The organism is Curtobacterium sp. MCLR17_054 (assembly GCF_003234335.2).
In the GTDB taxonomy this organism is placed as follows: domain Bacteria; phylum Actinomycetota; class Actinomycetes; order Actinomycetales; family Microbacteriaceae; genus Curtobacterium; species Curtobacterium flaccumfaciens.
The window spans coordinates 3,414,911-3,438,731 of record NZ_CP126263.1 but is presented as its reverse complement, the minus strand read 5'-3'; the positions used below and the strand labels follow the sequence as shown (position 1 = coordinate 3,438,731).

Here is a 23,821-nt window from a genome sequence, read left to right as displayed (position 1 = left end):
GCACCATGGGGGATCTGACGGTCGACCTGCCGACGATGCAGGCGGTCGCACGAGCGGCGGGGCAGGCGGTCACCGACCTCCGCTCTGAGCGCCCGTTGTCCGGCTCGGACGGCGGTGCGTTCGGCTCGGGGGCGGTCGAGTCCGCGTTCGTCGCGTCGGCCAGGGCGCACGACGCGATGATCCGGTCCCTCGGTGACGACGCGGACACGCTGCGCGAGTACGTGACCGCCGCCGCCGAAGCGGTCCTGCGTGCGGATGCCGAGCTCGCCCGGCGGGTCCGGTGAGCGCGGACCCCGTCGCGGGCGACCCGGACGGCATCCATCGGATCGCCCGTCGGCACGACGACCACTCGGACGCGGTCCGTGACGGCGCCCGGCACGTGCTCGTCGCCGCGGAGCACGCGGCGTCCGGCTGGGCAGGGCGGGCGCAACAGCGGTTCCTCGTGACGGCGGCGGCGATGCCGGCGAGTGCCCAGCGCGTCGCGGCGCGGCTGGACGCGGCTTCCGCCGCACTCGCCACCTACGCGCGCCAGGTGCGGGAGATCCAGGACGACGCCGCGAGCCTGCAGACGACCCGGCGGAACACCGCGGACGACATCGCGGCCAACGAGCGGGCGATCCGCGATGCCACCGTGGTGGCGTCCGGACCGGATGCGGTCGAGTCGGACCGTGCGCTCCTGCAGCAGCTGGAGCGCAGCGGCGAGTGGTTGGCAGCGCTGGACGCTCGGCTGACGGCGCAGTGGGACGAGCTCGTCGCCCGCCGAGCCGCAGCCGACCGAGCGGCGGCCTCCGCGCTCGAGGACCGGTCGGTGCTCGGCAAGCTGGTCTCCGCGACGGTCGTGTCCGCGATGAGTGACGGGCAGTTCCTCACCTGGCTCGGCACCCTCGACCCGGAGACCGTCGCCGCGCTCGGTGACGACGCACGGGTCGCCGAGCGGCTCGCCGGACTCGACCCTGCGCAGGTGGCCGGGTGGTGGCAGGCGATGTCGGGCGTCGACGGTGTGCCGTCCGCGCTCCAGCGGGCGTTCGTCGCGGCGATGCCGGCGGTCATCGGCAACCTGAACGGTGTCGCCTCCTGGGCGCGGGCACGGGCGAACACGACGATGTTGGCTGACCGGCTCGCACACGCGTGGAAGCAGGTCCGCCACTGGCGTGGGCGGCACGACGCCGCCCGGAACCCGGCCGAAGCGGCGACGGCACGGGAGCAGCTGCTCGTCTGGGAACGGCAGCGCGACGCCTACCGGAACATCCAGGACACCCTCGCCACGACACCGGTCTCGCTGGTGGCACTCGTCGACGACCGTCCCCCGCTCGCACAGATCGTCGCGGGTGACCTCGACCGTGCCAGGCACGTCAGCGTCATCGTGCCGGGCATGAACACCGCGACGTACCAGGACGGCACGGTGCAGGACTACAGCGCGATCGCCCGCGGGATGCGTCGTGAGGAAGCTCGTGTGGCTGGCATCCGCCGCAGTGACATCGCCGTCGTGTCCTGGATCGGCTACCACCCGCCGATGGCCGACGACCCGTCCTTCCGGACCGTCCTGGCGGACGACCGAGCGCGAGCGGGCGCCGAGCGACTCGTCGCCGACCTCGACGGGTTCCACGCGGCGCGAGCGGCCGCCGGGCGGGACGCCGACCTGACCGTCATGGGGCACTCCTACGGCACGACCGTGGCGACCATCGCCCTGACCAAGACCCACGCCGACCACGTGGTGCTGCTCGGCTCGGCCGGCGTGACGGACGCCGTACCGAACGCGTCCGCGCTGCACGTGCCCGAGGGGCAGGTCTTCGCCAGCCAGGGCGCGAAGGACGGCTGGGCCGTCACCGGGCAGAACCTGTCCGGTCGGCGTGACCCGACCGAGTCGACGTGGGACGCGCACGCGTTCAGCTCCGAGACCGAGGGCCGAGGGTCGGACACCCTGCACGGCGTCACCCGCCACGGGCCGTACGACGGCGATGACGACGACGGCCGGTACTCGTACTTCGACGACGGGACCACCGCCCAGCACAACGCTGCACGAGCGGCGATGGGACACGGGGACGAGATCCCGGAGCGAGGCGGCCCCTTCGACCGGATGCGGCAGCAGACCAAGGACGACTGGCTCATGTACGGCTGGCAGACCGGGGGCACCGGTGACCCCACGCTCTGAACCGTGGGGCGTTGCACTCGCCGGAGTCCTGGTGGTCACCGCACTCCTGACCGGGTGCACCGGTGCCGCCCCGGACTCCCCGATGCAGAAGGACACGTCGATGAACGTCGAACAGTCGCACCAGGACGTCCTGGACATCTTCGCCGCCGTGCGCTCGGTCGTCGGGCAGGACGGTTGGGGTGACGAGGACCCCGGGTGGAACCTCTGCGGAAGTGATGGCGAGGACGCTGGGCAGTACACCTACGCGAGCACTCGGCGGCTCCCGCTTCCTGGTACAGCGGATCAGGTTGCCGAGGGGGTCACACGGGCCCTCGCGGCGATCGGGTACGAGGGTGCGCGTGTTCAGCACGACACGGAACTCACGCCGGAGCGGACGGTCATCAGCTACCCGAAGGGGTACCTCGGTGGGACAGCGGCAGACGGGTTCGCCATCTTCTTCCAGGCGTTCGATTCGTACGCGGACTTGTCCATCGACGGCCACTGCGTCCCCGGCCGGGCCCCACGGTTCGGTGAGCCGCTCAACCCCCGCCCGACCGACCTGCCGTGACGTGTCCGAGCGAGCCGTCTGCGCCGTGCGCGCTTCAGCGCAGCTCGCGCCCGCCGCCCCAGACGCGCTCGACCTCGAGCGACGGCGTCAGCGCCACAATGTCGGCGGCGAACCCCGGCGCCAGCCGACCCAGACGGTCGCCGAGCCCCAGCGCGCCGGCCGGCACGCTCGTCAGCGCCGCCACGGCCTCGGGCAGGGTCCGCCCGGCGAGCGAGACCGCGTTGCGGAGCGCCACGTCCTGCGTCAGCGTCGACCCCGCGATGGTCTCCGTCCCCGCCACGTGTGCAACGCCGTCGGTCACCGTGACGTCGAGCGACCCGAGCCGGTACGAGCCGTCCGCAGCGCCGGCGGCACCCATCGCATCGGTGATCAGCGCCACCCGACCCGGCGTCGCTCGGAAGAGCGTGTCCGCCACGACCGGGTGCACGTGCACGGCGTCCAGGATGAGCTCGAGCGTCACGCGGTCGTCCGCCACGGCGGCCCCGATCGGCCCCGGTGCGCGGTGGTGCAGCCCGGGCATCGCGTTGCAGGCGTGGGTCAGGATCGTCGCGCCGGCGTCGAACGCGGCCCGCGCCTGGTCGTACGTGCCGACCGTGTGGCCGACGGCGACCGTGACGCCGGCGTCGACGAAGCGGCGGACGGCGTCGAGCGCTCCGGGCAGCTCGGGCGCGATCGTGACCTGGCGGATGACACCCTCGCCCGCTTCGAGCAGGGCGTCGACCGCGGCGGGGGTCGGCTCGATCAGGAACGACTCGTTGTGGGCGCCCTTGTTGTGCGGGGACAGGAACGGCCCCTCCAGGTGCACACCGAGCACGAGCGGGTCGGTCGCCATCACGGCGCGGACGCGGGCCAGCGACGCCGCGAGCGCGGGGACCGGATTCGCGACGAGCGACAGGACGGAGCGGGTCGTGCCGTGCGAACGGTGCATCGCGAGCGAACGGTCGAACGAGTCGTCCTCGTACGCCTCGGTCGCCCCACCGTGCCCGTGCAGGTCCACGAAGCCGGGCGTCAGGACCGCGTCGCCCAGGTCGACGACCCGGTCGGCCACGGGGGCCTCGGGGCCGGAGCCGGTCGCGTGGATCGTGTCGCCGACGACCAGGACCCAGCCGTCGGCCGTGGTGCCGGCCGCGTCGACGACGCGGGCTGCGCGGACCAGCGTGCGCTGGGCCTCCTGGCCGGTCTGGAGGCCCGTGGTGCTCATGCGGTCTCCTTGCGGAACGCGATCACGCCGCTCAGGGCGGCGATCACGATGAAGACGATGCCGACGACCGGGTGGCCGATGGAGATCCAGGTCGCGCCTGCGGCGACGACCAGGGCGACCTCGACGATGGTCTTGCCGACGATGTCGGTCTCGATCGGGGAGCGCGGCGACCGGAAGAAGTACCAGACGACCGCGGCGAACAGCGGAGCCCCGACCATGAACAGGTAGCCGGGGAGCGGGAGCTGCCACGACCAGTAGCCCCAGAAGGCCAGGGACAGCAGGCCGAACGCCATCACGGCGATCCGCAGGATCATCCAGGCCTCGAACCGCCGTCGCGGCTGCCGGACGGCTGCCGGGTCGGGGACCGATTCCCAGTCGACGGGGGACTGCGGGGCGTTGGTCATGGTGCTGCCTACTTGAAGATGATGGTGCGGGCGCCGTCGAGCAGGACGCGGTCCTCCGCGATCCAGCGCACCGCCTGGGTGAGCGTGCGGGACTCCTCGTCCTGCCCGATGGACACCAGCTCGGCCGGTTCCTTGGTGTGGTCGACGCGGACGACGTTCTGCTCGATGATCGGGCCCTCGTCGAGGTCGCTCGTCACGAAGTGCGCGGTCGCACCGATGAGCTTCACCCCGCGGGCATGCGCCTGCCGGTACGGGTTCGCGCCCTTGAAGCCGGGCAGGAACGAGTGGTGGATGTTGACGGCACGCCCCTCGAGTGCGGCGCAGAGTTCGGGCGACAGGATCTGCATGTAGCGGGCGAGGACCACGAGCTCGATGTCGTGCTCCTCCACCGCCTGCAGCACGCGCCGCTCCATCTGTTCCTTCGACTCGGCGTCGGTGACCGGGCGGTGCTCGAACGGCACGGAGTAGAACGCGGCGAGCTCGGACAGGTCCGCGTGGTTCGACAGCACGAGCGGGACCTCGATGGGCAGCTGTCCACCGCGCCGCCGGTAGAGCAGGTCGTTCAGGCAGTGGCCCGCCTTCGACACGAGCACGAGGGTGCGCAGCGGACGACCGACGACGTCGAGCTGGACGCGGGCGTCGTAGCGGGCGGCGACGGGGGCGAGTGCTGCCTCGAAGGCGGCGCGGTCCACCGGCGCCATCACCTGCAGGCGCATGAAGAACGTGTTCGTGTCGGCGCTGGAGAACTGCTGCGACTCGGTGATGTTGCCCTGGGCGGCGACGATCGCTCCGGAGACGGCGTGCACGATCCCGGGCTGGTCGTCGCAGACGAGCGTCAGGGTCCAGTGCGTGGGGGTCGGGTCGGTCACCGGATCAGGGTACCGGCCGCGGGGAAGGTGCTTCGTGAGCAGGAATGGTCGAGTGCGCCACGGCGACTCGACCATTTGTGCTCACGAAGCGTCAGGCGGCGGGCGCAGCGGCGGTGCCGCGCCCGGCGTCAGCGCCGGCGCGCGAGCAGACGACGGACGAAGTAGACCTCCATGCACAGGGCCAGGACCGTCGCCACGATGCCGATGCCGACGTACGCGGAGCCCCGGTCGGCGTTGACGATCGCCGCGATCGGGATGCCGATGCAGAGGATGCCGCAGATCACCACGTTCCAGATCGCGCCTGCCTTGGTGTCGCTGCTGAACCCGCCGCCGTTCGCCATGCCCGCGACGCTACCGGTCCGCGGGTGGCGAGGTGCTCCAGGACGTCCGGAGGCCGCCGAGTGAGCAGAAGACGTCGGGTGCGGGGGTGCGACCCGTCATCTTCTGCTCACTCGGCGTCGGGTGCGAGTGCGGGCGCGGGCGCGGGCGCAGCGGCGGCGGCGCGCCCGGCGTCGGCGTCCCGCAGGCGACGGTCGGCCAGGGTCAGCACCGTCAAGAGCACCGCGACGCCGAGGATCACCCACGCCAGCACGTGCAGGTCCGGCGTCGTCGGGGCCTGGCCGAACACGCCACCGATGAGCGAGGACGCCGCGATCGCCCCGATGTACACCGCAGTGCGGGACAGCCCGGCCGCGGTGCCGATGTACTCCGCGGGGACGAGCCGGTACAGCGCCGCCTGGTTCGACACCGACGCCAGGGCCTGCGGCACCCCGAACAGCGCCGGGGTCAGGGCGAGCAGGACGACGGGCGACCCGGTGTGCAGGAAGAGCAGGAGCACACCGCCCAGGATCGGCACCAGTGCGGCGACGACGAGCGGCCCGCGGATCGCGGTCTTCCGTGCGACCACGAACGAGGCCACCCCGGCGACGATCGCGGCCGGCAGCTGGATGTACCCGGCGACGTCGCTCGGGTAGCCCGCGACGTCCTGCACCCACTGCGAGAACCCGTAGGTCATCGTGTAGGCGAGCAGGTACGTCAGGAACAGGCGGCCGTACGTCCGGGACAACGCGCCGTTCCGGGCCAGCAGCCGCACGTCGACGAACGGTCGCACGGCCCGGAGCTCCCACGCCACCAGGGCGACGAGCAGCACGACGGCCACCGCGAGCAGCCACCACAGCCCGGCGGACAGGTCGAGCAGGAAGACGAGCAGCGCCGAGACGGTCCCGGTCATCAGCACCATGCCGAGCGGGTCGAGCGCCTGCAGCACCGGTAACTCGGCGTCGTCGCGCGGACGCAGTCGGTCGGACGGCAGCCAGAGCGTCGCCACGACGATGCCGAACACCGCGAGCGGCACGTTCACCAGGAAGATCGCGTGCCAGCCGAACGCGGCGATGAGCGCCCCGCCGAGCGGTGGGCCGGCGGCGGCGGACACGAGCGACGTGATCGACAGCGCCCCGAGCACGAGCGGCGGCGTGGGCTTCCCGATCCGGACGGAGTGCTGTCGGAGGGTGGTGAGCGCCGCCGGGTACGCCGACGACGTCCCGATGCCGATGAGCACCCGGGCGAACACGGCCCCGCCGAACCCGGTCAGGACCTCGGGCACCACCCCGGCGATCCCGACGATGACGAGCCCGGTCAGGAACACCTTCTTCGGGCCGAACCGGTCGGCGAGCTTGCCCATCGTGGGCTGCGCGATCGCACTCGCCAGGTACAGGGCCGCGACGAGCCAGATCGCCTGCGCCGCACCGATGCCCAGGTCGCGGGAGATCGGGGTGAGGGCGACGGACACCATCGTGGTGTTGATCGGGTTGAGCAGGGGCCCGACGAGCACCGGGATGAGGAGCTTCGGGCCGAAGCCGCTGCCCGTGGTCGTGTCGGGGGTCGTGGTGGTGGTGGACGTGAGGACGCTTCTTCCGGTTGCAGGGCTGGGCGAGGGGTGCGGGTCAGGGATCGACGATCGGCCCGAGCAGGTCCATCGCCCGCGCGACGACGCGGCGGTCCGTCTCGGGCAGGGTCGCGAGCCGCTCAGCGAGCTCGTGGTTCCGCGCGGCCCAGGCGGTCTGGCGGGCGTCCCGACCGGCCGCCGTCGCGCTGACGATCGCCCGTCGGCCGTCCGTCGGGTCGGCCTGCCGCTCGGCCAGGCCGAGGTCGACCAGGGCCTGGACGGTCGCGCCCATCGACTGCGGTCGGACACCCTCGGCTCGCGCCAGGTCGGCGATGGTGGCCGGCCCGTGCCGCAGCAGGCGTCCGAGGGCGGCGGTCTGCGACGCCGTGACGTCGTCCGACTTCGAGGCCAGCAACGACCGCCGCAGTCGTCCGTGCATCGTCAGCACGGCGTCGGCCAGGTCGGTCGGGTCGGTCTCCGGTGCGTCGGTCACGCCCGGAGGCTAGTCCGTCACCAGCGCACCTTGCAAGTTTGCCTTCTGATATCGCTCAGGGAACGGCGGAACCGTCATCGCCCGCGTCCGGCTCGAGCAGCGGGAGCAGGGTCGCCGAGACCGGTTCCGCACCGTCGCCGAACCACGCGTTGCTCGCCCGGACGATCGGGTGGGCGCGTGCCAGCAGTGCCTCGCCCTGGTCGGTCAGCCGCATCCGGGAGGCCCGTCCCCGGCCCGGTGCGGCGCCCCGCTCCACGAGTCCCCGCGTCGAGAGCCCCCCGACGAGCGTCGTCATGCTCTGCGGTCGGACGCCGACCGCCCGCGCCAAGTCGGCCTGGCTGAGCTCGCCGGCCGCTGCGAGCTGGATGAGCGCCCCGAACTCCACGGGTGTCAACCCGAGCGGCGCCAGCTCGGCCGCGAGTCGGCGGGAGAGCGTCCGTGCGGCCCGGATCACCGTCCACGCCACGATGCCGTCGACGTCGTCGCGCGGGGCTGGGAGTTCCTGGGGCACGGGGCGATCGTACCGGCGTACGTTCTGGTATCAGGAAACTGATACCAGAATGGGTCAGCGGGACGAGGAGCAGACATGGGCGAGATCGTGGCGGTCACCGGCGTGACCGGGGACGTCGGGGGCAAGACTGCGGAGCTGCTGCGGGCGGCCGGGGTGACGGTGCGTGCCGTGGTCCGACGGCCCGAACAGGTCGACGCGCTCCGGGCGCGGGGCATCGACGGACGTCTGGCCGACCTGGACGACGAGGACGCGCTCACCGCGGCGCTCGAGGGGGTCGACCGGTTCTTCCTCGTGACGCCGGTCAGCCAGCGGCAGCGCGAGCAGGGCACCACCGGGGTCCGTGCGGCGCAGCGTGCAGGGATCGGCCGGATCGTGCAGCTGTCGGGCGGGGACGCCGCCGAGCACTCCCCGATGTCGTGGGCGAGCGCCGCCTGGCACATCGACCGGCTGGTGCGCGAGAGCGGGCTGGCGTGGACGATCCTGCACCCCTCGTCGTTCATGACGAACGTGCAGCCCTCGGCCCCGGCGATCCGACGGGGGTGGTTCCCGCACACCACGGGCCGCGGGGTGATCGGCTGGATCGACACCGAGGACATCGCCCGGACCGCCGCCCGGGTGCTGACGGAGGACGGCCACGACGGCACCGAACCGGTGCTCACCGGCCCGGACCTGCTCGATGCGCGGGGTGTCGCCGCCGCGCTCGCCACCGGGCTCGGCCGACCCGTGCGCGCCCTGCACCTGCCGAGCCGGGTCTACGCCGGCGTGCTGCGCGTGAGCGGCGTGCCCGCGTGGCAGGCCGAGGGGCTCCGGCAGCAGTTCGGCCGGGTCGTCCGCCGCGGTCTCGACGGCGTCGACGTGATGAGCGACGACGTCCGGCGCATCACCGGCACCGCACCCCGGAGCCTGACCGACTGGGCGCGAGCCCACCGCGACGACCTGCTGGGGTGACCCGCCGCACCGGAGGTGATCCGGGCCTCCAGGCCGTGGCCGTCAGCGCGACGTGAGCGTGACGACCAAGTGTTCCTGCACGTAGCCGAGCCAGTCGTAGACGTCGCGCAGGCCGACGCCCGCGTCGGCCTCGACGGAGCGCTCCTCGTCGTCGGCGTCCTCGATGCCCAGCCGGTCAGCGATCGTCAGCCGCAGGTCGGTGAGGGTGCGGAGCCACGCCTGCTCGTCCTCGGCGTCGAGCGAACCATCGCGGGTACCCGTCAGCCAGTCGTGCACGATCGAGGCGTTCGTCGTCTTCTGCGTGAGCAGGTCGGACTGCGTGTACTTCCGGAACTCCGCGCTCGCCGCGTCGTCGCCGGGGTAGGCGTCCGGGAACATCCGCTCGCTGATCGGGTCGGTGGACAGGTCACCGCCGAGCACCTGCTGCAGCTGCTCGGTGAGCGAGGCGAGCAGGTCGCGCTCGCCGGAGGACAGGCCGAGGTGGACGCCGTCGGCGCGGCGGACGAACGGGATCACGCTTCGGGGGCCTTGTCGACGGTCGCCTGCAGCCCGTAGCCGTGCATGGACTGCACGTGGGCCTCCATCGACTCACGCGGGCCGGTCGCCACGATCGCCCGGCCGTCGTCGTTGACCTGGTGCATGAGCCGCTCGGCCTGCTCGCGTGAGAACCCGAAGTGCCGCTGGAAGACGTAGGTGACGTACGACATCAGGTTCACCGGGTCGTCCCACACCACCGTGACCCACGGGGTGTCCGCCCGCGCACTGGTCCGTTCGTCCACGTCGGGCGAGAGCAGCGTCATGCATCCAGGGTGACACAGGGTGCGGTGGCTCGGTACGATCGTCAGGTCGCGACTGGCGTTGGATGGGTCACCATCGGGGAGCGACAAAGACACGGTGCGCGGCCGTACGCCTGGGCTGCACCGACCGACCGTCCGAGTGCGACCAGCTGGTCGTCCGCACACCGTAGGAGTCCCGTGTCCATTGCCGATCTGCCCCCGTTCGTCTCCGACTCGGCCGAGGTGGCCGAGCAGGCCGCCGCACGCGCCGCCTTCAACGCCCCGCTCACCGAGGTCGATCCCGAGATCGCCGCCGTCCTGCAGCAGGAGCTCGGCCGCCAGCGCGACACCCTCGAGATGATCGCGTCCGAGAACTTCGTGCCGCGTGCCGTGCTCGAGTCGCAGGGTTCCGTGCTCACCAACAAGTACGCCGAGGGCTACCCGGGCAAGCGCTACTACGGCGGCTGCGAGTACGTCGACGTCGCCGAGCAGCTCGCCATCGACCGTGCCAAGGCGCTCTTCGGTGCCGAGTACGCGAACGTGCAGCCGCACTCCGGTGCCACGGCCAACGCCGCCGTCCTGCACGCCATCGCCTCGGCCGGCGACACCATCCTCGGCCTCGAGCTCGCGCACGGTGGTCACCTGACCCACGGCATGAAGCTCAACTTCTCGGGCCGCATCTACAACGCCGTGGCGTACGGCGTCGACCCCGAGACCTTCGAGGTCGACTACGACGACATCCGCGCCAAGGCCATCGAGCACCAGCCGAAGGTCCTGATCGCCGGGTGGTCCGCCTACCCGCGCCAGCTCGACTTCGCGAAGTTCCGCGAGATCGCGGACGAGGTCGGCGCGAAGCTCTGGGTCGACATGGCGCACTTCGCCGGCCTCGTCGCCGCCGGGCTGCACCCGTCCCCGGTGCCGCACGCCCACGTCGTCTCGTCGACGGTCCACAAGACCCTCGGTGGCCCCCGCTCGGGCATCATCCTGTCGAACGACGAGACCCTGTTCAAGAAGCTGAACTCCGCGGTCTTCCCGGGCCAGCAGGGCGGCCCGCTCATGCACGTGATCGCCGCGAAGGCCACCGCGTTCCTGCTCGCCGGCACCCCGGAGTTCAAGGACCGTCAGGAGCGCACCATCCGCGGCGCCCAGGCCCTCGCCGCCCGTCTGACCGCCGACGACGCCAAGGCCGCGGGCATCGACGTGCTCACCGGCGGCACCGACGTGCACCTGGTGCTCGTCGACCTGCGCGCGTCCGAGGTCGACGGCAAGCAGGCCGAAGACCTGCTGCACGAGGTCGGCATCACCGTGAACCGCAACTCCGTGCCGTTCGACCCGCGCCCGCCGATGGTCACCTCGGGTGTCCGCATCGGCACCTCGGCGCTGGCGACCCGCGGCTTCGGCGACGCCGAGTTCACCGAGGTGGCCGACATCATCGCGCTGACCCTCATGCCGAACCCGGACGTCGCAGCGCTCTCGGCGCGGGTGAAGGTCCTGACCGACGCGTTCCCGCTCTACGCGTGAGCGGTTCGGTCAGCGCGGCGCTCCCGCGCGAGCTCTGGGCCGGTGAAGGGAGTGCCGTCCGCATCGACGGCACGGCCCTCGCCGCCCGGACGCTCGACGAACTCCGGGGCCGGATCGACCGCCTGCACGAGCACGGCATCCGTCCGGGTCTCGGCACGATCATGGTCGGCTCGAACCCCGGCTCGATGTCCTACGTCGCGGGCAAGCACCGCGACTCGGCGTCGATCGGGCTCGACTCGCACCGCATCGACCTGCCCGAGACGGCGTCCGCTGCCGACATCCGGGCCGCGATCCTGCAGATGAACGACGACCCCCGGGTCACCGCGTTCATCGTGCAGCTCCCGCTGCCGCAGGGCATCGACCCGACGCCGATGCTCGAGCTGATGGACCCGTCGAAGGACGCCGACGGCCTGCACCCGACGAACCTCGGCGAGCTCGTGCTCGCCGTGCCCGGTGGTGCCGGCACGATCGACGCACCGCTGCCGTGCACCCCGCGGGGCATCGTCGCGATGCTCGACGCGTACGAGATCCCGATCCGTGGCGCGCACGTCACGATCATCGGCCAGGGGCTGACCGTCGGACGGCCGCTCGGCCTGCTGCTCACGCGGCTCGAGGCGACCGCGACCCTGACGCACTCGCTGACCGCCGACGTCGCCGCGGAGTGCCGTCGCGCCGACATCATCGTCGCCGCGGCCGGGGTCGCCGGGCTCGTCAAGCCGGACTGGGTCCAGCCCGGAGCCGCCGTCATCGACGTGGGGATCACCCGCGTGGTCAACGAGGAGACCGGCAAGGCGAAGCTGCACGGCGACGTCGACCCCGCGGTCGCGTCGGTCGCGGGCTTCCTGTCGCCCACCCCCGGTGGCGTCGGGCCGATGACCCGCGCGATGCTCATGAAGAACGTCGTCGAGGCCGCCGAGCGCCAGCTGAAGTAGCGCGCGGTCGCGCGCGGCGTGCGCTCGCGTGACGCTCGCGTGCTGGTCGCGTCGCGATGGTGTGCAGCAATGGTCGGGTGGCGTCATCGCACCCGACCATTGCTGCTCACGAAGTGCACTCCGCCGGTGCTACGGTCGCGGCATGGGGGACGAACGACTGCAGACGACGCCGGTGATGCGAGCCCGGCCCGAGCCGTCGCAACTGACCAAGGACGCCCGGTGGCTGATCGTCATCGTGGCGATCTGCGTGCTGTTCCAGGCTCCCGGGTCGACCTGGGCGACGACCTTCGTGCACGCCGGCCAGGAGTACACGTTCACGTCGGGCCCCTGGTCCGGATGGACGCTCGCGACGGTGGGGTTCGCGGTCGCCGGGTTCGTCGTCGCGATCGCCCGCCGAGGTGCAGCCCGGTTCGACGAGCACACCGTGATGGGCCTGACCCTGGCCGCCGTGCTCGGGACCACCGCCCTGGTGTGGTTGCTCATGCCGGCGCAGACCGCGTGGGTGGAGTGGGCCGTGGAGCACGGTCGGACGCACCCGTTCGTGCTCGGGAACGTGGTGGAGTACGTCCGGTACGCGGACTACCTCGGCTGAGTCGGCGCGGGCGCGGCCGGGCGCTGCCGTTCTTTCGCGCTGAGCGACAGTCCACGGGCTGATCGCCGCGTGAACTGTCGCTGATCGCGAAACGTCGAGCGCGCGAGCGGCTCAGCGCGAAACGTCGAGCGGCGGAGCGCCGTCAGTCGCGCCGGGCGCCCTGCGCGGCGTGCACCGTGAACACGTTCGGCTCGCGGAACCCGGCGTCGGCGAAGGCGACGGTGACGGCGGCGGCGATCGCCCCGCGTGACTCCTGGTCGACCAGCGCGATCGCCGCACCGCCGAACCCACCACCGGTCATGCGCGCACCGACGGCACCCTGCTCGACCGCGGTCGCGACGGCCAGGTCGAGCTCCGGCACGGAGATCTCGAAGTCGTCGCGCATCGACTCGTGCGACGCGACGAGCAGGGAACCGATCGCCCGGGGGCCCTGTTCGCGCAGTGTGCGGACGGTGTCGAGGACGCGCTGGTCCTCGGTCACGATGTGCCGTACGCGGCGGAAGGTCTCGTCGTCCAGAAGCTCCTGCGCACGAGGCAGGTCCTCGACGCTGACGTCACGCAGTGCCTCGACACCGAGCACCCGCGCACCCTTCTCGCACGAGGCCCGACGAGCCGCGTAGCCACCGGTCGCGTGGGCGTGCTCGACGCGTGTGTCGATCACCAGGACCTCGAGCCCGTTCGCCTCGAGCGCCAGGTCGACGACGGCGGTGTCGAGCGTGCGGCAGTCGAGGAACACGACGGCGTCCTGCTCGCCGAGCAGCGAGGCGGACTGGTCCATGATCCCGGTGGGGGCACCGACGGCGTGGTTCTCCGAGTACTGCCCGACGCGCGCCAGGGTCTTCCGGTCGAGGCCGAGTTCCCACAGGTCGTTGAACGCCAGCGCGACACCGCACTCGATCGCCGCACTGGACGACAGGCCGGCACCGACCGGGACGTCGGACTCGATGAAGACGTCGAACCCGGTCTTGTCGCCCAGATCGGCTCCGGCCTGCTCGCGCAGGGCCCAGGCGATGCCGAAGACGTACGCCGACCAGCCGCCCATCGCCTCGGGCGACAGGTCGTCGAGGGACAGCGCCACCGGCTCGCTCGTGGCGTCGAAGGCGGAGGCGACGCGGATCGTCCGGTCGTCGCGCTGCGCGATGGAGGCGGTGGTGCGACGGTCGATCGCGAAGGGCAGCACGTAGCCGTCGTTGTAGTCGGTGTGCTCGCCGATCAGGTTGACGCGACCCGGGGCGGAGTACCGCACCGTCGGCTCGTACCCGTAGACCTGCTGGAACGTCATGCGCGCTCGACTCCCTGTCGGATGAACTCGGCCGCCTTCTCGGGCACGAGGTCCCCGATCCAGGCGCCCATGGCGGCTTCGCTGCCGGCCAGGAACTTCAACTTGTCCGCCGCACGTCGCGGCGAGGTGATCTGCAGCATCAGCCGCACGGTGTCGCGGGCGGTGTGCACCGGGGCCTGGTGCCACGCGGCGATGTACGGCGTCGGGTCGCCGTAGAGCGCGTCGAGCCCGCGGGTGAGCCGGAGGTGCATGTGGGCCAGCTCGTCCTTCTCGGCGTCGGTCAGGCCGGCGAAGTCGGGGACGTGGCGGTGCGGCAGCATGTGGATCTCGATGGGCCAGCGCGCGGCGAACGGGACGAAGGCGGTGAAGTGCTCGCCAGCGAGGACGACCCGCTCGGAACCCCGCTCGTTCGCGAGGTGCTGCTCGAACAGGTCCGGACCGAACCGTTCGATGCTCGCGAGCAGGCGCTGGGTGCGCGGCGTGATGTACGGGTACGAGTAGATCTGCCCGTGCGGGTGGTGCAGCGTGACGCCGATCGCCTCGCCCCGGTTCTCGAAGGGGAACACCTGCTGGACGCCCGGCATCGCGGAGAGTGCGGCGGTGCGGTCGGCCCAGGCTTCGACGACGGTGCGGGCACGCGACTCGGAGATGGAGGCGAAGGACCCGGACGTCTCGGGCGAGAAGCACACGACCTCGCACCGGCCGACCGAGCGGAGCTGGCGGTTCAGGCCGACGTCGCTCAGGGACTCGAGAGACTCGGGGGCGTCGTCGGCTTCGAGCAGCGGGCCGAACGACGGCGAGCGGTTCTCGAACACGGCGACGTCGTAGCGGCTCGGGATCTCGGACGGGTTGGCCGGGCTCTGTGGTGCGAGCGGGTCCTGGTCGGCCGGCGGCAGGAACACCCGGTTCTGCCGGGACGCCGCGATCGAAACCCACTCGCCCGTCAGGACGTCCTGCCGCATCCGCGCCGTCTCGGGCCGCGGGTCGAGCACGCGCTCGTCGATGCTGCGTTCTGCGGGCAGCGTCGAGTCGGCGTCGTCGAAGTAGAAGAGGTCGCGGCCGTCCGCGAGCTTCGTCACGCGCTTGGTGATCACCGGAACAGCCTAGCGCCGATCCGAAGCGTTGCGAAAGACATCGGAAGCAAGCGAAACTGTGCACATGACGGACGCCGACCTCTCCTTCCTCGCCGGCGCGCTGCCCGCGCCCCTGCGGCAGGACCGCATCGTCGCGATCGTCGACGGCGCCCCCGGCATGGTCCGGACGGCCGCGTTGGCCGCGTCCCTCGGCACCAGCGAGGTGACGGTCCGCCAGGACCTCGCCGTCCTCGACCAGGAGGCCCGGATCCGGCGGGTGCACGGAGGCGCGGTCCGCCTCGGGGCCGGGTCCACCGAGCGCCCCTTCGAGGAGACCGCCGTCGAGCACCAGGTGGCCAAGGCCGCCATCGGCCGTGCGGCCGCTGCGCTGGTCCGCCCGGGGGAGTGCGTCGTCCTCGACGTCGGCACCACGCCGGCCGCCGTCGCCGAGGCCCTCGTGGCGCGCACCGAGCTCACCGGCGTCACGGTCGTCACGAACTCCCTCACCACGGCGCTCGCGCTCGAGCGAGCCGTCCCGCGCTTCACCGTGATCGTCACCGGCGGCACCCTCCGGCCCCTGCAGCACTCGCTCGTCGCGCCCTTCAACGGCGCGGTCCTGCCGATGATCGCCGCGGACCTCGTGTTCCTCGGCGGGACCGGACTCGACGTCGACCACGGCCTGACGAACGTGAACCTGCCCGAGACCGAGGCCAAGCGGATGCTCGCGGCGACGGCCCGGCGTACGGTCGTGGTCGCGGACGGGTCGAAGTTCGGCCGGGCCCACATCGGGGTCGTCCGCGCGCTCGAGGACATCGACGTCGTCGTCACCGCCGAGGCCGACGCCGCCGCGGTCGCCACGATCCGGGCGGCCGGGGCCCAGGTGATCGTCGCCGACGGCGAGCAGCACACCGAACCAGCCGGAAGGAAGAACACCCCATGACCGCAGCACCCACGGGTGGCCAGTACCGCCTCCACCACGCCGGACCCGACGGGGTCGTCGAAGCCGTGGTCACCGAGGTCGCCGCGGGCATCCGCGAACTCCGCGTCGCCGGCTTCGACATCACCGAGCCGTTCCCCGTGACCGAGCAGCCGCCGGGGGCGAACGGCATCGTCCTGGCGCCCTGGCCGAACCGCGTCGCCGGTGGTGTGTGGGAGCTCGACGGCAAGCGGCAGCAGCTCGACGTCTCGGAGCCGAAGTACGGCAACGCGTCGCACGGACTGCTCCGGTTCGCCCCGTACCGGGTGGTCTCGCAGACCGAGACGTCGATCCAGCAGGAAGCGACGATCCACCCGCAGCACGGGTGGCCCTTCACCCTCGAGACGCGCGTGCTGCACGAACTCGTCGACGACGGCATCCGTGTCACGCACGAGGTCACGAACCGCTCGGGCGTCCGCGCACCCTTCGCCGTCGGCGCGCACCCGTACCTGCGTGCCGGTGACACCCCCGCCGACGACCTGGTCGTCACGCTCGACGCCGCGACCGCCTTCACCGTCGACGAGCAGAAGGTCCCGAACGGTTCGGTGCCGGTCGAGGGCACGCCGTACGACCTGCGCCAGGGGCGACGTGCCGGGGACTCGGACCTCGACACCGCCTACAAGGACGTCACCCCTGACGCCGACGGGATCCGCCGCACGACGATGCACGGGCCGGAGGGCGACGGGGTCGAGCTCTGGCAGGACGCCTCGTTCCCCTACGTGCAGGTCTTCACCTCGCGCGAGTACCCGCGGGGCGACGGGAAGGGCCTCGCCGTCGCGGTCGAACCGATGACGGCGCCCGCCAATGCCCTGAACTCGGGCGAGGGCCTGCGTTGGCTCGAGCCGGACGAGACCTGGACCGGGTCGTGGGGGATCCGCCGCGTCTGGTCTTGAGGACTCCGGTCGGCGCCACCACCGACACGAAGAAGGCCCCGCCGGGTGTCCGGCGGGGCCTTCTGTGTTCGTGTCGGACGCCGGGCGTCAGCCGCGGCGCATCCGAAGTGCCTCGACCGCGAGGGACTCGGTCGCGTACCGGCCGACCTCGTGCGCCCACGCCGGGTCGTCGCCACGGAGCGCGATGAAGTCCTTGCGCTGCCGGCAGACGTAGCCGAGCACGGCGGTGGCCGTCGCGACCTCGATGAAGTCCTTGCGGATGTGGCGGGTCGTGACCTGGGCGTTGCGGCGGAGCGTGTCGAGCAGGAGCTCGTTGCTCATCGTCGTGTTGGTCGCTGCTGCGAGCTCGACGATGCGGCGCGCGTCACCGGTGGTGCTGGTCTGCGTGGCTTCGATGGGCTCGATCACGGTGTACCCCGTTCGTTCGTGGTGGTGCTGTGCTGCAGGATCCGGTGATCGGATCCGGGAACGACACTATCGGCGGCAGCCCAACAATCCGCTGAGGGCGGGCTGTGGTGGGCAGGGGATCTCCCATGAGCCCGCTGGGGACGGGTTGTACCCCGTTCAGGAGCAGACGGCGCCGCTCAGACGCAGCGGGCGCTGCCGACGGGTGCGCCGAGGGCGTCGAGGGACTCGCCGACGCGGTCCGCCAGGTACTGGTAGCCGGCGTCGTTCGGGTGGCCGCCGTCGACGGCGGAGTACCCCGGACTGTTGCTCGACGTGAACCACCTGCCGGCGAGGGCGTCAACGTAGGGGACACCGGCGGCGGCGGCACCCGCGGAGACCGACGCGGCGACCCCGACGGTCGAGTTCGCCCACGGGAGCGGTGCTGACGGGCCGAGCGCGACGACGACGGCATCCGGCCAGGTCTGCTGCGCCGTGCGGAGAGTCCGCTCCACCGTGGCGCGGAGGGTGTCCGAGTCGACGAGCCAGTCGTTCTGGCTTCCCTGCACGATCACGAGCTGGGGGTCGAACGAGGCGTGCCGCTCGAGGCGTGGCCCGTACGTGTAGTGCGACGAACCGGTCCGACCGGTGTCGACGTAGCCCGTGCCCGGGTACCCGTCGATCTTGGCCGTCCACCCACGGTCCTCGCTGAGGTCCTGTGCCCAGCCGCGGAGTCCGCTGGCCGAGCCCCGACCCGAGGTGTACGAGTCACCCACGATCAGGACGCGTGACCCGGGTTCGATCGCCGCGGCGACGCGGTCGGCCGAGACGCCGGGGGCAGCGACGGCCGAGGCCGAGGTCGACGAGGACACCGGCTGGCAGGCACTCGAGACGCTCGGCAGGATCAGCAGGAGTCCGGAGACCCCGAGTGCCATCGCGCCGAGGGCGAGTGCCGGCACCAGCTTCCGGCGGCGTCGGCGCATCGTCGCCGGGCCGGTGGGGGTGCCCGGCCGTTCGCGCTGCGATCGTCGGCCCATCGAGGACATTCTAGACAGGAGCTAATGGGTGGGCCCCGTGGGGCTCGAACCCACGACCCTCGGATGAAAAGCCGGCGTTCAGGAAGGTGTGGGCCCCGTGGGGCTCGAACCCACGACCCTCGGATTAAAAGTCCGGTGCTCTACCAACTGAGCTAGAGGCCCTCACCCGCAAGGCTAGCGGGTGAGGGCCTCCGAGACGGAACCGTCTGACCGGGTCAGCCCCGGCGTCCGGTGAGCGTCCGCAGCAGCCACGCGATGACCGCGATGATCAGCAGCACGATGCCGACGTAGAGCAGGAACTTGAGGCTCGCAGCGAAACCGCCGACGAACAGCAGGATGACTGCGATCACAGCCAGGATGATGAGCAGGGCGTTCATGGATGGTCCTCTCCTTCACGTGCAGGGAGGAGCGCCTCCCTGCCGCAACACGGTACGCGTGGCGCAGCGGTTGCGTTCTGGGCGAACGGGACGCGGGCGTGTCACCGACCGCGCCTACACTGCTGCGGTGCCTCGCGATCACCACCGTCCAGTCCACTTCACCGACGCCGAGTTCGCCGCCATCCAGGGCGGTGAGGACCCGGCGCTCGTGAACCGTGTCGCGCACGAGACCGCGAACGCCCTGCTGCACCGGGTGCGCGAGGACCCGGACCCCGCCGTGGTCGAGCGGCTCGTCACCTACACCGACGTGCACGGCATCGACGCCATCGCGGAACTGTGGGCGCGGGTCGGGGCACACACCCTGCCGGGGGCGCTCTGGCGGGTGTACCTGGTGCGGATCGTCATCCGACAGAACCCGGAGGAGATCGCGTACCTGTTCGAGCGGGGCACGGCGCAGATCGGCACGATCGACCAGGCGGTCGCGGGTGCCGAGGAACCGACGGGGCCGGCGGAGATCCTGACGCTCGCCGACCGCATCCTGCACGGCCTGTACACGGGCGACCTCGCGGTGGCGCTCGACCGCGGGGCGTCGTTCTGCCGTCTGACCGCCGCCGGCGCGACCGCCGTGGCGGACGAGTCCGACCTGGTGGCGTCCGAGCGCGCGAGCGAACTCACGACGCGGGCGCTCCGCCTGACGGAGCTGGCGGCCGACCTGACCGAGGCTGCGGCGCTCTGGCGCCGCGACAGCCTGGACTGAGCGAGCGGCGGGGCGGACCCGCACCGGGCCTCCAGGCCAGGGCCGCGCAGCAGCGCGATGACGCGCCAGGCCAAGGGCCGCGCAGCAGAAAACCCGGACGCGACCGCGTCCGGGCACAAAAAGACCGGGCCGCAGAAGCGCCTCTCGGCGCGAGGCCGCTCGAAGCGGCGAATTTTGGAGCCCGGGGCTTGCTGCGGCCCGGCGAGACCAAGTCTACGAGACGTCGGCTGATCACTCGACCCTGTTCACTCATGGTGGACAGAACCGGCCCCGGGCGTGCCCGCGCGCACCCCGGTGCAGGCCCGCCGCGCCCATCCCGCCGAGAAATCCCGACCCCCATCCAATCCACAGCGGGGACCGCACCGAATCATCTGCGTGACGGACGGAATGCCCGTCACGAAGCGAGAGGCCCGGTGTGACCCGGACCGGCACCGCCGGTCAATTCCCTGTGGGTCACGCCGGCCCCTCGTCTCGACCGCCCATGCGGAGGCTTCGTGCTACCCGCCTGGTCAACGAAAGCAACCGAGAGGAGGGAAACCTGCAATGCTTGCCCTCGTGGATAGCGACACCGAACGCTGGAGCTCGTCAGAGCCAGCTCAGGCATCGCCGGACGACCTCCTCGCCCGGGTCGCCGCCGGTGACCAAGCCGCCTTCGCGGACCTCTACGACGCACTCTCCGGTCGGGTCCTCGGTCTGATCACGCGCCTCCTCCGGGACCGCGCGCAGTCGGAAGAGGTCACGCAGGAGGTCTTCCTGGAGGTCTGGCAGCAGGCCACCCGCTTCGACCGGAAGCGTGGGACGGCCGCCAGCTGGGTCCTCACCATGGCCCACCGCCGAGCGGTCGACCGGGTCCGTGCCTCGCAGTCGTCGCACGACCGCGACACCAAGATCGGCATCCGCGACCTCGAGGCCGGTTTCGACCAGGTCTCCGAGTCCGTCGAGATCCGCATCGAGCACGAGCGCGTCGGCCGAGCGCTGGCGAAGCTCACCGAGTTCCAGCGGCAGGCCGTGCAACTCGCGTACTACGGCGGCTACTCGCACAGCGAGATGGCCGAACACCTCGGTGTCCCCATCGGCACCGTCAAGACCCGTCTCCGTGACGGGATGATCCGACTCCGAGACGAGATGGGGGTGACCTCATGACCGAACGCCACGACGACCCCGCACTGATGACGGGTTCCCACGCACTCGACGCGCTGTCCGACGACGAGCGCGCGCTCCTCGAGGACGCCCTCCGGACGTCCCCCGAGCTGCAGGCCGAGAACGACTCCCTGCGCGAGACCGCGCTGCAGCTCGCCTACGCCGTCGCACCGATCGAGCCCCCCGCGTCGCTGAAGGCGTCGCTGCTGGCCCGGATCGCGACGACCCCCCAGGCCGCGCCCCTCGCCGACACGACGGTCGATCAGGCCCCGGCCGCCGAGACCACCTCCGTCCAGGAGGCCCGTCCCGAGCCCGCCAGGCACGTCGCCTCGATCGCCGACGGCCCCACCGCCGGTGGCCGGGCATCGTCGGAGGCTCGCCGCCGCTGGTTCCAGCGTCCGGCGGTCATGCTGACGGCTGCAGCTGCCGTCGCCGCGGTCTTCTTCGGCGGACTCGGCGTCGGGTCGATCTTCGACCCGAACGGCTCCGGCACCGGCACCACGCAGGCCTCGAGCGGCCTCGACCGCATCTACGCCGCCTCGGACTTCCAGCGCACGACGACCAAGGTCGCGGGCGGCGGTTCGGCGACGGTCGTGTGGTCGAACGACCTCGGCAAGTCCGCGGTGATCCTCGACGGTGTCGAGCAGGCGCCGAAGGGCAAGACGTACGAGCTCTGGTACATCGGCTCCGAGGAGCAGGGCGGCACCATCAAGTCGGCCGGCCTGGTCGACGGTGCGGCTGACGGTGTGCACTCCGCCGTGCTCAAGGGCGCGATGTCCGAGGGCGCGACGATCGGGATGACGGTCGAGCCCGAGGGCGGTTCCGAGCAGCCGACCACCTCGCCGATCATGGCGGTCCCCACCACCACGGCCTGACGCATTCCGGAAGGTGCCCGTGCAGTCGATGCGCGGGCACCTTTCGTCGTTCCACGAGTCGATCGACGCGCGGACTGTCGGAACATGCGCACGCAACGTCTGCGTGCGCATCGAGCGACGAACCACGAGTCGATCGACGCGTGGATCGTCGGAACATGCGCACGTCCCGCGGGTTGCCGTCGCACCCGGCGCAACCACGAAGGCCCGGTGCGCGTCCGTGGCGGACGTGCACCGGGCCTCCAGGCCGTCCGTCAGTGCGACGGACGGATGCCGATCAACCGAAGCGGCCCGAGACGTAGTCCTCGGTGGCCTGCACGGACGGGTTCGAGAACATCGTCGCGGTGTCGTCGAACTCGATGAGCTTGCCGGGGGCGCCGGTGCCGGCGATGTTGAAGAACGCCGTCTTGTCGCTGACGCGCGACGCCTGCTGCATGTTGTGGGTCACGATCACGATCGTGAACTCCTTCTTGAGCTCCTCGATCAGGTCCTCGATGGCGAGGGTCGAGATCGGGTCGAGGGCCGAGCAGGGCTCGTCCATCAGGAGCACGTCCGGCTCGACCGCGATCGCGCGGGCGATGCAGAGACGCTGCTGCTGCCCACCGGACAGACCCATGCCGGGCTTGTCGAGGCGGTCCTTGACCTCGTTCCACAGGTTCGCACCCTGCAGCGAGCGCTCGACGATGTCGTCGGCCTCGGAGCGGGAGACGCGCTTGTTGTTGAGCTTCACGCCCGCCAGCACGTTGTCGCGGATCGACATCGTGGGGAACGGGTTCGGACGCTGGAAGACCATGCCGACCTGACGACGGACGAGCACGGGGTCGACGCCGGCGCCGTACAGGTCGTCGCCGTCGATCTTGACCGAGCCCTCGACCCATGCGCCGGGGATGACCTCGTGCATGCGGTTCAGGGTGCGGAGGAAGGTGGACTTGCCGCAGCCCGACGGGCCGATGAAGGCCGTGACGGTGCGGGGCTCGATGGTGATGTCGACACCCTCGACCGCCTTGAACTTCGAGTAGTAGACGTTGAGGCCGTCGACCTCGATGCGCTTGGACACGTTGATCCTTCTGGGTGGGTGGTGTCGCTGGTTCCGCGGGGGCGGAGGGTCAGCGGCTGAGCTTGGGGGCGAAGAGACGGGTGATGAACCGAGCGAGCAGGTTCAGCAGCATCACGATCAGGATGAGCACGAGGGCCGCGGTCCAGGCCCGGTCGACGAACGGCACCGGGTTGGCGCCCTGCTGCGAGTACTGCGTGTACGCGTACACCGGCAGGGTCATCATCGGGTCACGGAACAGGTTGTAGTTCATGCTCGCGGTGAAGCCGGCCGTGACGAGCAGCGGGGCGGTCTCACCGATGACGCGGGCGATCGAGAGCATGACGCCGGTGGTGATGCCGGCGAGGCTGGTGGGGAGCACGACCTTGAGGATCGTGAGGTACTTCGGCACCCCGAGGGCGTACGAGGCCTCGCGGAGTTCCATCGGGACGATCTTCAGCACCTCTTCGGTGGAGCGCACGACGATCGGGATCATCAGCACCGACAGGGCGACGGAGCCGACCAGGCCGAATCGGGCACCCGGGCCGAGGAACAGCGCGAAGAGCGCGTAGGCGAACAGACCGGCGACGATCGACGGGATGCCCGTCATGACGTCGACGAAGAACGTGATGCCCTTCGCCAGTGCGCCGCGCCCGTACTCGACCAGGTAGATCGAGGTGAGCAGGCCGATCGGCACCGAGATGAGCGCCGCGAACAGCGTGATCTCGAGCGTGCCGATGAGGGCGTGGACTGCGCCGCCGCCCTCGGAGATGACCCCGCGCATCGAGTACGAGAAGAAGTTCGCGTCGAAGCGGGCGACGCCCTTGGCGATGACCGTCCAGAGCAGCGACACCAGCGGCAGGACCGCGATGACGAACGCCGTGATGACGAGCGAGGTGACCAGGCGGTCGACCGCCTTGCGGCCACCCTCGACGATGCGCGAGATGACGACGATGAGGACGTCGAACAGGACCGTGCCGAGGAAGATCGCGGCGACGACGTTGAAGTCCTTGACGGCGCCACCCGCGTTGAGCAGGGCGAAGACCAGGACGAGGGCGACCCAGCTGCCGACGAGGAGCAGCCACGGGACGGAGGCGTGCAGCTTGCCGTTGGCGTAGACGTTGCCGGCGGTGCCGGTCTGACGGAGCGCGAGGGACATCGGGTGC

28 protein-coding genes, 1 tRNA gene and 1 riboswitch are annotated in these 23,821 nt (G+C 71.4%); of the genes, 12 read left to right on the top strand and 17 right to left on the bottom strand.

Going from position 1 to position 23,821, the window contains the following annotated elements:
* Positions 1 to 5: 5 nt before the first annotated feature.
* The 3 genes from DEJ08_RS16315 to DEJ08_RS16305 are packed head-to-tail and all read left to right on the top strand — an operon-like array spanning position 6 to position 2,699.
* Positions 6 to 284: a hypothetical protein gene (locus DEJ08_RS16315; protein WP_111054108.1), complete on the top strand. Its 279-nt coding sequence runs from the start codon at positions 6 to 8 to the stop codon at positions 282 to 284.
* Positions 281 to 2,152, top strand: a complete 1,872-nt coding sequence (locus DEJ08_RS16310; RefSeq protein ID WP_111054107.1) for an alpha/beta hydrolase — start codon at positions 281 to 283, stop codon at positions 2,150 to 2,152. The genes DEJ08_RS16315 and DEJ08_RS16310 overlap by 4 nt, the downstream gene beginning before the upstream one ends.
* A 31-nt stretch (positions 2,153 to 2,183) precedes the next feature.
* Positions 2,184 to 2,699 carry a hypothetical protein gene (locus DEJ08_RS16305; protein WP_111054106.1) on the top strand — a complete coding sequence of 172 codons (516 nt, stop codon included), beginning with the start codon at positions 2,184 to 2,186 and terminating at the stop codon, positions 2,697 to 2,699.
* A gap of 34 nt (positions 2,700 to 2,733) precedes the next feature.
* Here the strand turns inward: DEJ08_RS16305 and nagA are convergent, their stop codons facing one another.
* From nagA to DEJ08_RS16270, 7 genes are all read right to left on the bottom strand, one after another.
* Complete coding sequence (gene nagA / locus DEJ08_RS16300; protein ID WP_111054105.1) at positions 2,734 to 3,900, bottom strand: N-acetylglucosamine-6-phosphate deacetylase; 1,167 nt, start codon at positions 3,898 to 3,900, stop codon at positions 2,734 to 2,736.
* Positions 3,897 to 4,304, bottom strand: coding sequence for a YrdB family protein (locus DEJ08_RS16295; RefSeq protein ID WP_111054104.1), 408 nt, complete (start codon positions 4,302 to 4,304; stop codon positions 3,897 to 3,899). The genes nagA and DEJ08_RS16295 overlap by 4 nt, the downstream gene beginning before the upstream one ends.
* Positions 4,305 to 4,312: 8 nt before the next feature.
* On the bottom strand, positions 4,313 to 5,173 hold the full coding sequence (gene purU, locus DEJ08_RS16290; protein WP_111054103.1) for a formyltetrahydrofolate deformylase: 861 nt from the start codon (positions 5,171 to 5,173) through the stop codon (positions 4,313 to 4,315).
* Between the two features lie 128 nt (positions 5,174 to 5,301).
* Positions 5,302 to 5,514 carry a hypothetical protein gene (locus DEJ08_RS16285; protein ID WP_111054102.1) on the bottom strand — a complete coding sequence of 71 codons (213 nt, stop codon included), beginning with the start codon at positions 5,512 to 5,514 and terminating at the stop codon, positions 5,302 to 5,304.
* Between the two features lie 107 nt (positions 5,515 to 5,621).
* Positions 5,622 to 7,004, bottom strand: a complete 1,383-nt coding sequence (locus DEJ08_RS16280) for an MFS transporter (RefSeq protein WP_111054101.1) — start codon at positions 7,002 to 7,004, stop codon at positions 5,622 to 5,624.
* Positions 7,005 to 7,116: 112 nt separating this feature from the next.
* On the bottom strand, positions 7,117 to 7,551 hold the full coding sequence (locus tag DEJ08_RS16275) for a MarR family winged helix-turn-helix transcriptional regulator (RefSeq protein WP_220035434.1): 435 nt from the start codon (positions 7,549 to 7,551) through the stop codon (positions 7,117 to 7,119).
* Positions 7,552 to 7,606: 55 nt separating this feature from the next.
* Positions 7,607 to 8,062: a MarR family winged helix-turn-helix transcriptional regulator gene (locus DEJ08_RS16270; RefSeq protein ID WP_071404704.1), complete on the bottom strand. Its 456-nt coding sequence runs from the start codon at positions 8,060 to 8,062 to the stop codon at positions 7,607 to 7,609.
* A gap of 75 nt (positions 8,063 to 8,137) precedes the next feature.
* Between DEJ08_RS16270 and DEJ08_RS16265 the strand changes: the two genes are divergently transcribed.
* The gene (locus tag DEJ08_RS16265; protein WP_111047029.1) at positions 8,138 to 9,010 is read left to right on the top strand and encodes an NAD(P)H-binding protein; all 873 of its coding nucleotides are present in this window, start codon (positions 8,138 to 8,140) and stop codon (positions 9,008 to 9,010) included.
* A 42-nt stretch (positions 9,011 to 9,052) separates the two neighbouring features.
* Here DEJ08_RS16265 and DEJ08_RS16260 read toward each other — a convergent pair whose 3' ends face one another.
* Complete coding sequence (locus tag DEJ08_RS16260; RefSeq protein ID WP_071404705.1) at positions 9,053 to 9,526, bottom strand: DUF2017 family protein; 474 nt, start codon at positions 9,524 to 9,526, stop codon at positions 9,053 to 9,055.
* Positions 9,523 to 9,810 (bottom strand): ATP-dependent Clp protease adapter ClpS, encoded by a 288-nt coding sequence (gene clpS / locus DEJ08_RS16255; protein WP_111054100.1) that lies wholly within the window; start codon positions 9,808 to 9,810, stop codon positions 9,523 to 9,525. Before clpS ends, DEJ08_RS16260 begins: the two co-directional genes overlap by 4 nt.
* A gap of 38 nt (positions 9,811 to 9,848) precedes the next feature.
* Positions 9,849 to 9,933, top strand: a riboswitch (ZMP/ZTP riboswitch).
* 96 nt (positions 9,934 to 10,029) lie between these two features.
* Between clpS and glyA the strand changes: the two genes are divergently transcribed.
* The 3 genes from glyA (at position 10,030) to DEJ08_RS16240 (ending at position 12,831) form a co-directional block, all read left to right on the top strand.
* Positions 10,030 to 11,307 carry a serine hydroxymethyltransferase gene (gene glyA, locus DEJ08_RS16250; protein WP_017888107.1) on the top strand — a complete coding sequence of 426 codons (1,278 nt, stop codon included), beginning with the start codon at positions 10,030 to 10,032 and terminating at the stop codon, positions 11,305 to 11,307.
* On the top strand, positions 11,304 to 12,239 hold the full coding sequence (locus DEJ08_RS16245) for a tetrahydrofolate dehydrogenase/cyclohydrolase catalytic domain-containing protein (RefSeq protein WP_111054099.1): 936 nt from the start codon (positions 11,304 to 11,306) through the stop codon (positions 12,237 to 12,239). Before glyA ends, DEJ08_RS16245 begins: the two co-directional genes overlap by 4 nt.
* Positions 12,240 to 12,381: 142 nt before the next feature.
* Positions 12,382 to 12,831, top strand: coding sequence for a hypothetical protein (locus DEJ08_RS16240; RefSeq protein ID WP_111029046.1), 450 nt, complete (start codon positions 12,382 to 12,384; stop codon positions 12,829 to 12,831).
* A gap of 142 nt (positions 12,832 to 12,973) precedes the next feature.
* Here the strand turns inward: DEJ08_RS16240 and galK are convergent, their stop codons facing one another.
* On the bottom strand, positions 12,974 to 14,113 hold the full coding sequence (galK, locus tag DEJ08_RS16235) for a galactokinase (protein WP_111054098.1): 1,140 nt from the start codon (positions 14,111 to 14,113) through the stop codon (positions 12,974 to 12,976).
* Positions 14,110 to 15,207 (bottom strand): galactose-1-phosphate uridylyltransferase, encoded by a 1,098-nt coding sequence (galT, locus tag DEJ08_RS16230; RefSeq protein ID WP_111054097.1) that lies wholly within the window; start codon positions 15,205 to 15,207, stop codon positions 14,110 to 14,112. Before galT ends, galK begins: the two co-directional genes overlap by 4 nt.
* A 64-nt stretch (positions 15,208 to 15,271) precedes the next feature.
* On the opposite strand from galT, the gene DEJ08_RS16225 reads away from it, so the two are divergent.
* Entirely contained in the window at positions 15,272 to 16,126 is an 855-nt protein-coding gene (locus tag DEJ08_RS16225; protein ID WP_110863128.1) for a DeoR/GlpR family DNA-binding transcription regulator, read from the top strand.
* Positions 16,123 to 17,055, top strand: coding sequence for an aldose 1-epimerase family protein (locus DEJ08_RS16220; protein WP_111054096.1), 933 nt, complete (start codon positions 16,123 to 16,125; stop codon positions 17,053 to 17,055). The genes DEJ08_RS16225 and DEJ08_RS16220 overlap by 4 nt, the downstream gene beginning before the upstream one ends.
* Positions 17,056 to 17,142: 87 nt before the next feature.
* Here the strand turns inward: DEJ08_RS16220 and DEJ08_RS16215 are convergent, their stop codons facing one another.
* The 4 genes from DEJ08_RS16215 to DEJ08_RS16200 all read right to left on the bottom strand — a co-directional run bounded on the left by DEJ08_RS16215 (position 17,143) and on the right by DEJ08_RS16200 (position 18,853).
* Positions 17,143 to 17,463, bottom strand: a complete 321-nt coding sequence (locus DEJ08_RS16215; RefSeq protein WP_027466636.1) for a hypothetical protein — start codon at positions 17,461 to 17,463, stop codon at positions 17,143 to 17,145.
* 176 nt (positions 17,464 to 17,639) lie between these two features.
* A complete protein-coding gene (locus tag DEJ08_RS16210; RefSeq protein ID WP_071404713.1) occupies positions 17,640 to 18,476 on the bottom strand; it encodes an SGNH/GDSL hydrolase family protein in 837 nt (278 codons plus the stop codon).
* A gap of 89 nt (positions 18,477 to 18,565) precedes the next feature.
* A tRNA-Lys gene (locus DEJ08_RS16205) sits at positions 18,566 to 18,638 on the bottom strand.
* A 53-nt stretch (positions 18,639 to 18,691) separates the two neighbouring features.
* Positions 18,692 to 18,853 (bottom strand): hypothetical protein, encoded by a 162-nt coding sequence (locus DEJ08_RS16200; protein WP_017888098.1) that lies wholly within the window; start codon positions 18,851 to 18,853, stop codon positions 18,692 to 18,694.
* A 127-nt stretch (positions 18,854 to 18,980) separates the two neighbouring features.
* On the opposite strand from DEJ08_RS16200, the gene DEJ08_RS16195 reads away from it, so the two are divergent.
* The 3 genes from DEJ08_RS16195 to DEJ08_RS16185 all read left to right on the top strand — a co-directional run bounded on the left by DEJ08_RS16195 (position 18,981) and on the right by DEJ08_RS16185 (position 21,625).
* Positions 18,981 to 19,610 (top strand): hypothetical protein, encoded by a 630-nt coding sequence (locus DEJ08_RS16195; protein WP_027466634.1) that lies wholly within the window; start codon positions 18,981 to 18,983, stop codon positions 19,608 to 19,610.
* Positions 19,611 to 20,153: 543 nt separating this feature from the next.
* Positions 20,154 to 20,753 carry an ECF RNA polymerase sigma factor SigK gene (gene sigK, locus DEJ08_RS16190; RefSeq protein ID WP_027466633.1) on the top strand — a complete coding sequence of 200 codons (600 nt, stop codon included), beginning with the start codon at positions 20,154 to 20,156 and terminating at the stop codon, positions 20,751 to 20,753.
* Positions 20,750 to 21,625: an anti-sigma factor gene (locus DEJ08_RS16185; RefSeq protein ID WP_111054095.1), complete on the top strand. Its 876-nt coding sequence runs from the start codon at positions 20,750 to 20,752 to the stop codon at positions 21,623 to 21,625. The genes sigK and DEJ08_RS16185 overlap by 4 nt, the downstream gene beginning before the upstream one ends.
* A 274-nt stretch (positions 21,626 to 21,899) precedes the next feature.
* Here DEJ08_RS16185 and pstB read toward each other — a convergent pair whose 3' ends face one another.
* Positions 21,900 to 22,679, bottom strand: a complete 780-nt coding sequence (pstB, locus tag DEJ08_RS16180; protein ID WP_027466631.1) for a phosphate ABC transporter ATP-binding protein PstB — start codon at positions 22,677 to 22,679, stop codon at positions 21,900 to 21,902.
* Positions 22,680 to 22,728: 49 nt separating this feature from the next.
* Positions 22,729 to 23,814, bottom strand: coding sequence for a phosphate ABC transporter permease PstA (pstA, locus tag DEJ08_RS16175; protein WP_111024123.1), 1,086 nt, complete (start codon positions 23,812 to 23,814; stop codon positions 22,729 to 22,731).
* Positions 23,815 to 23,821: the final 7 nt, after the last annotated feature.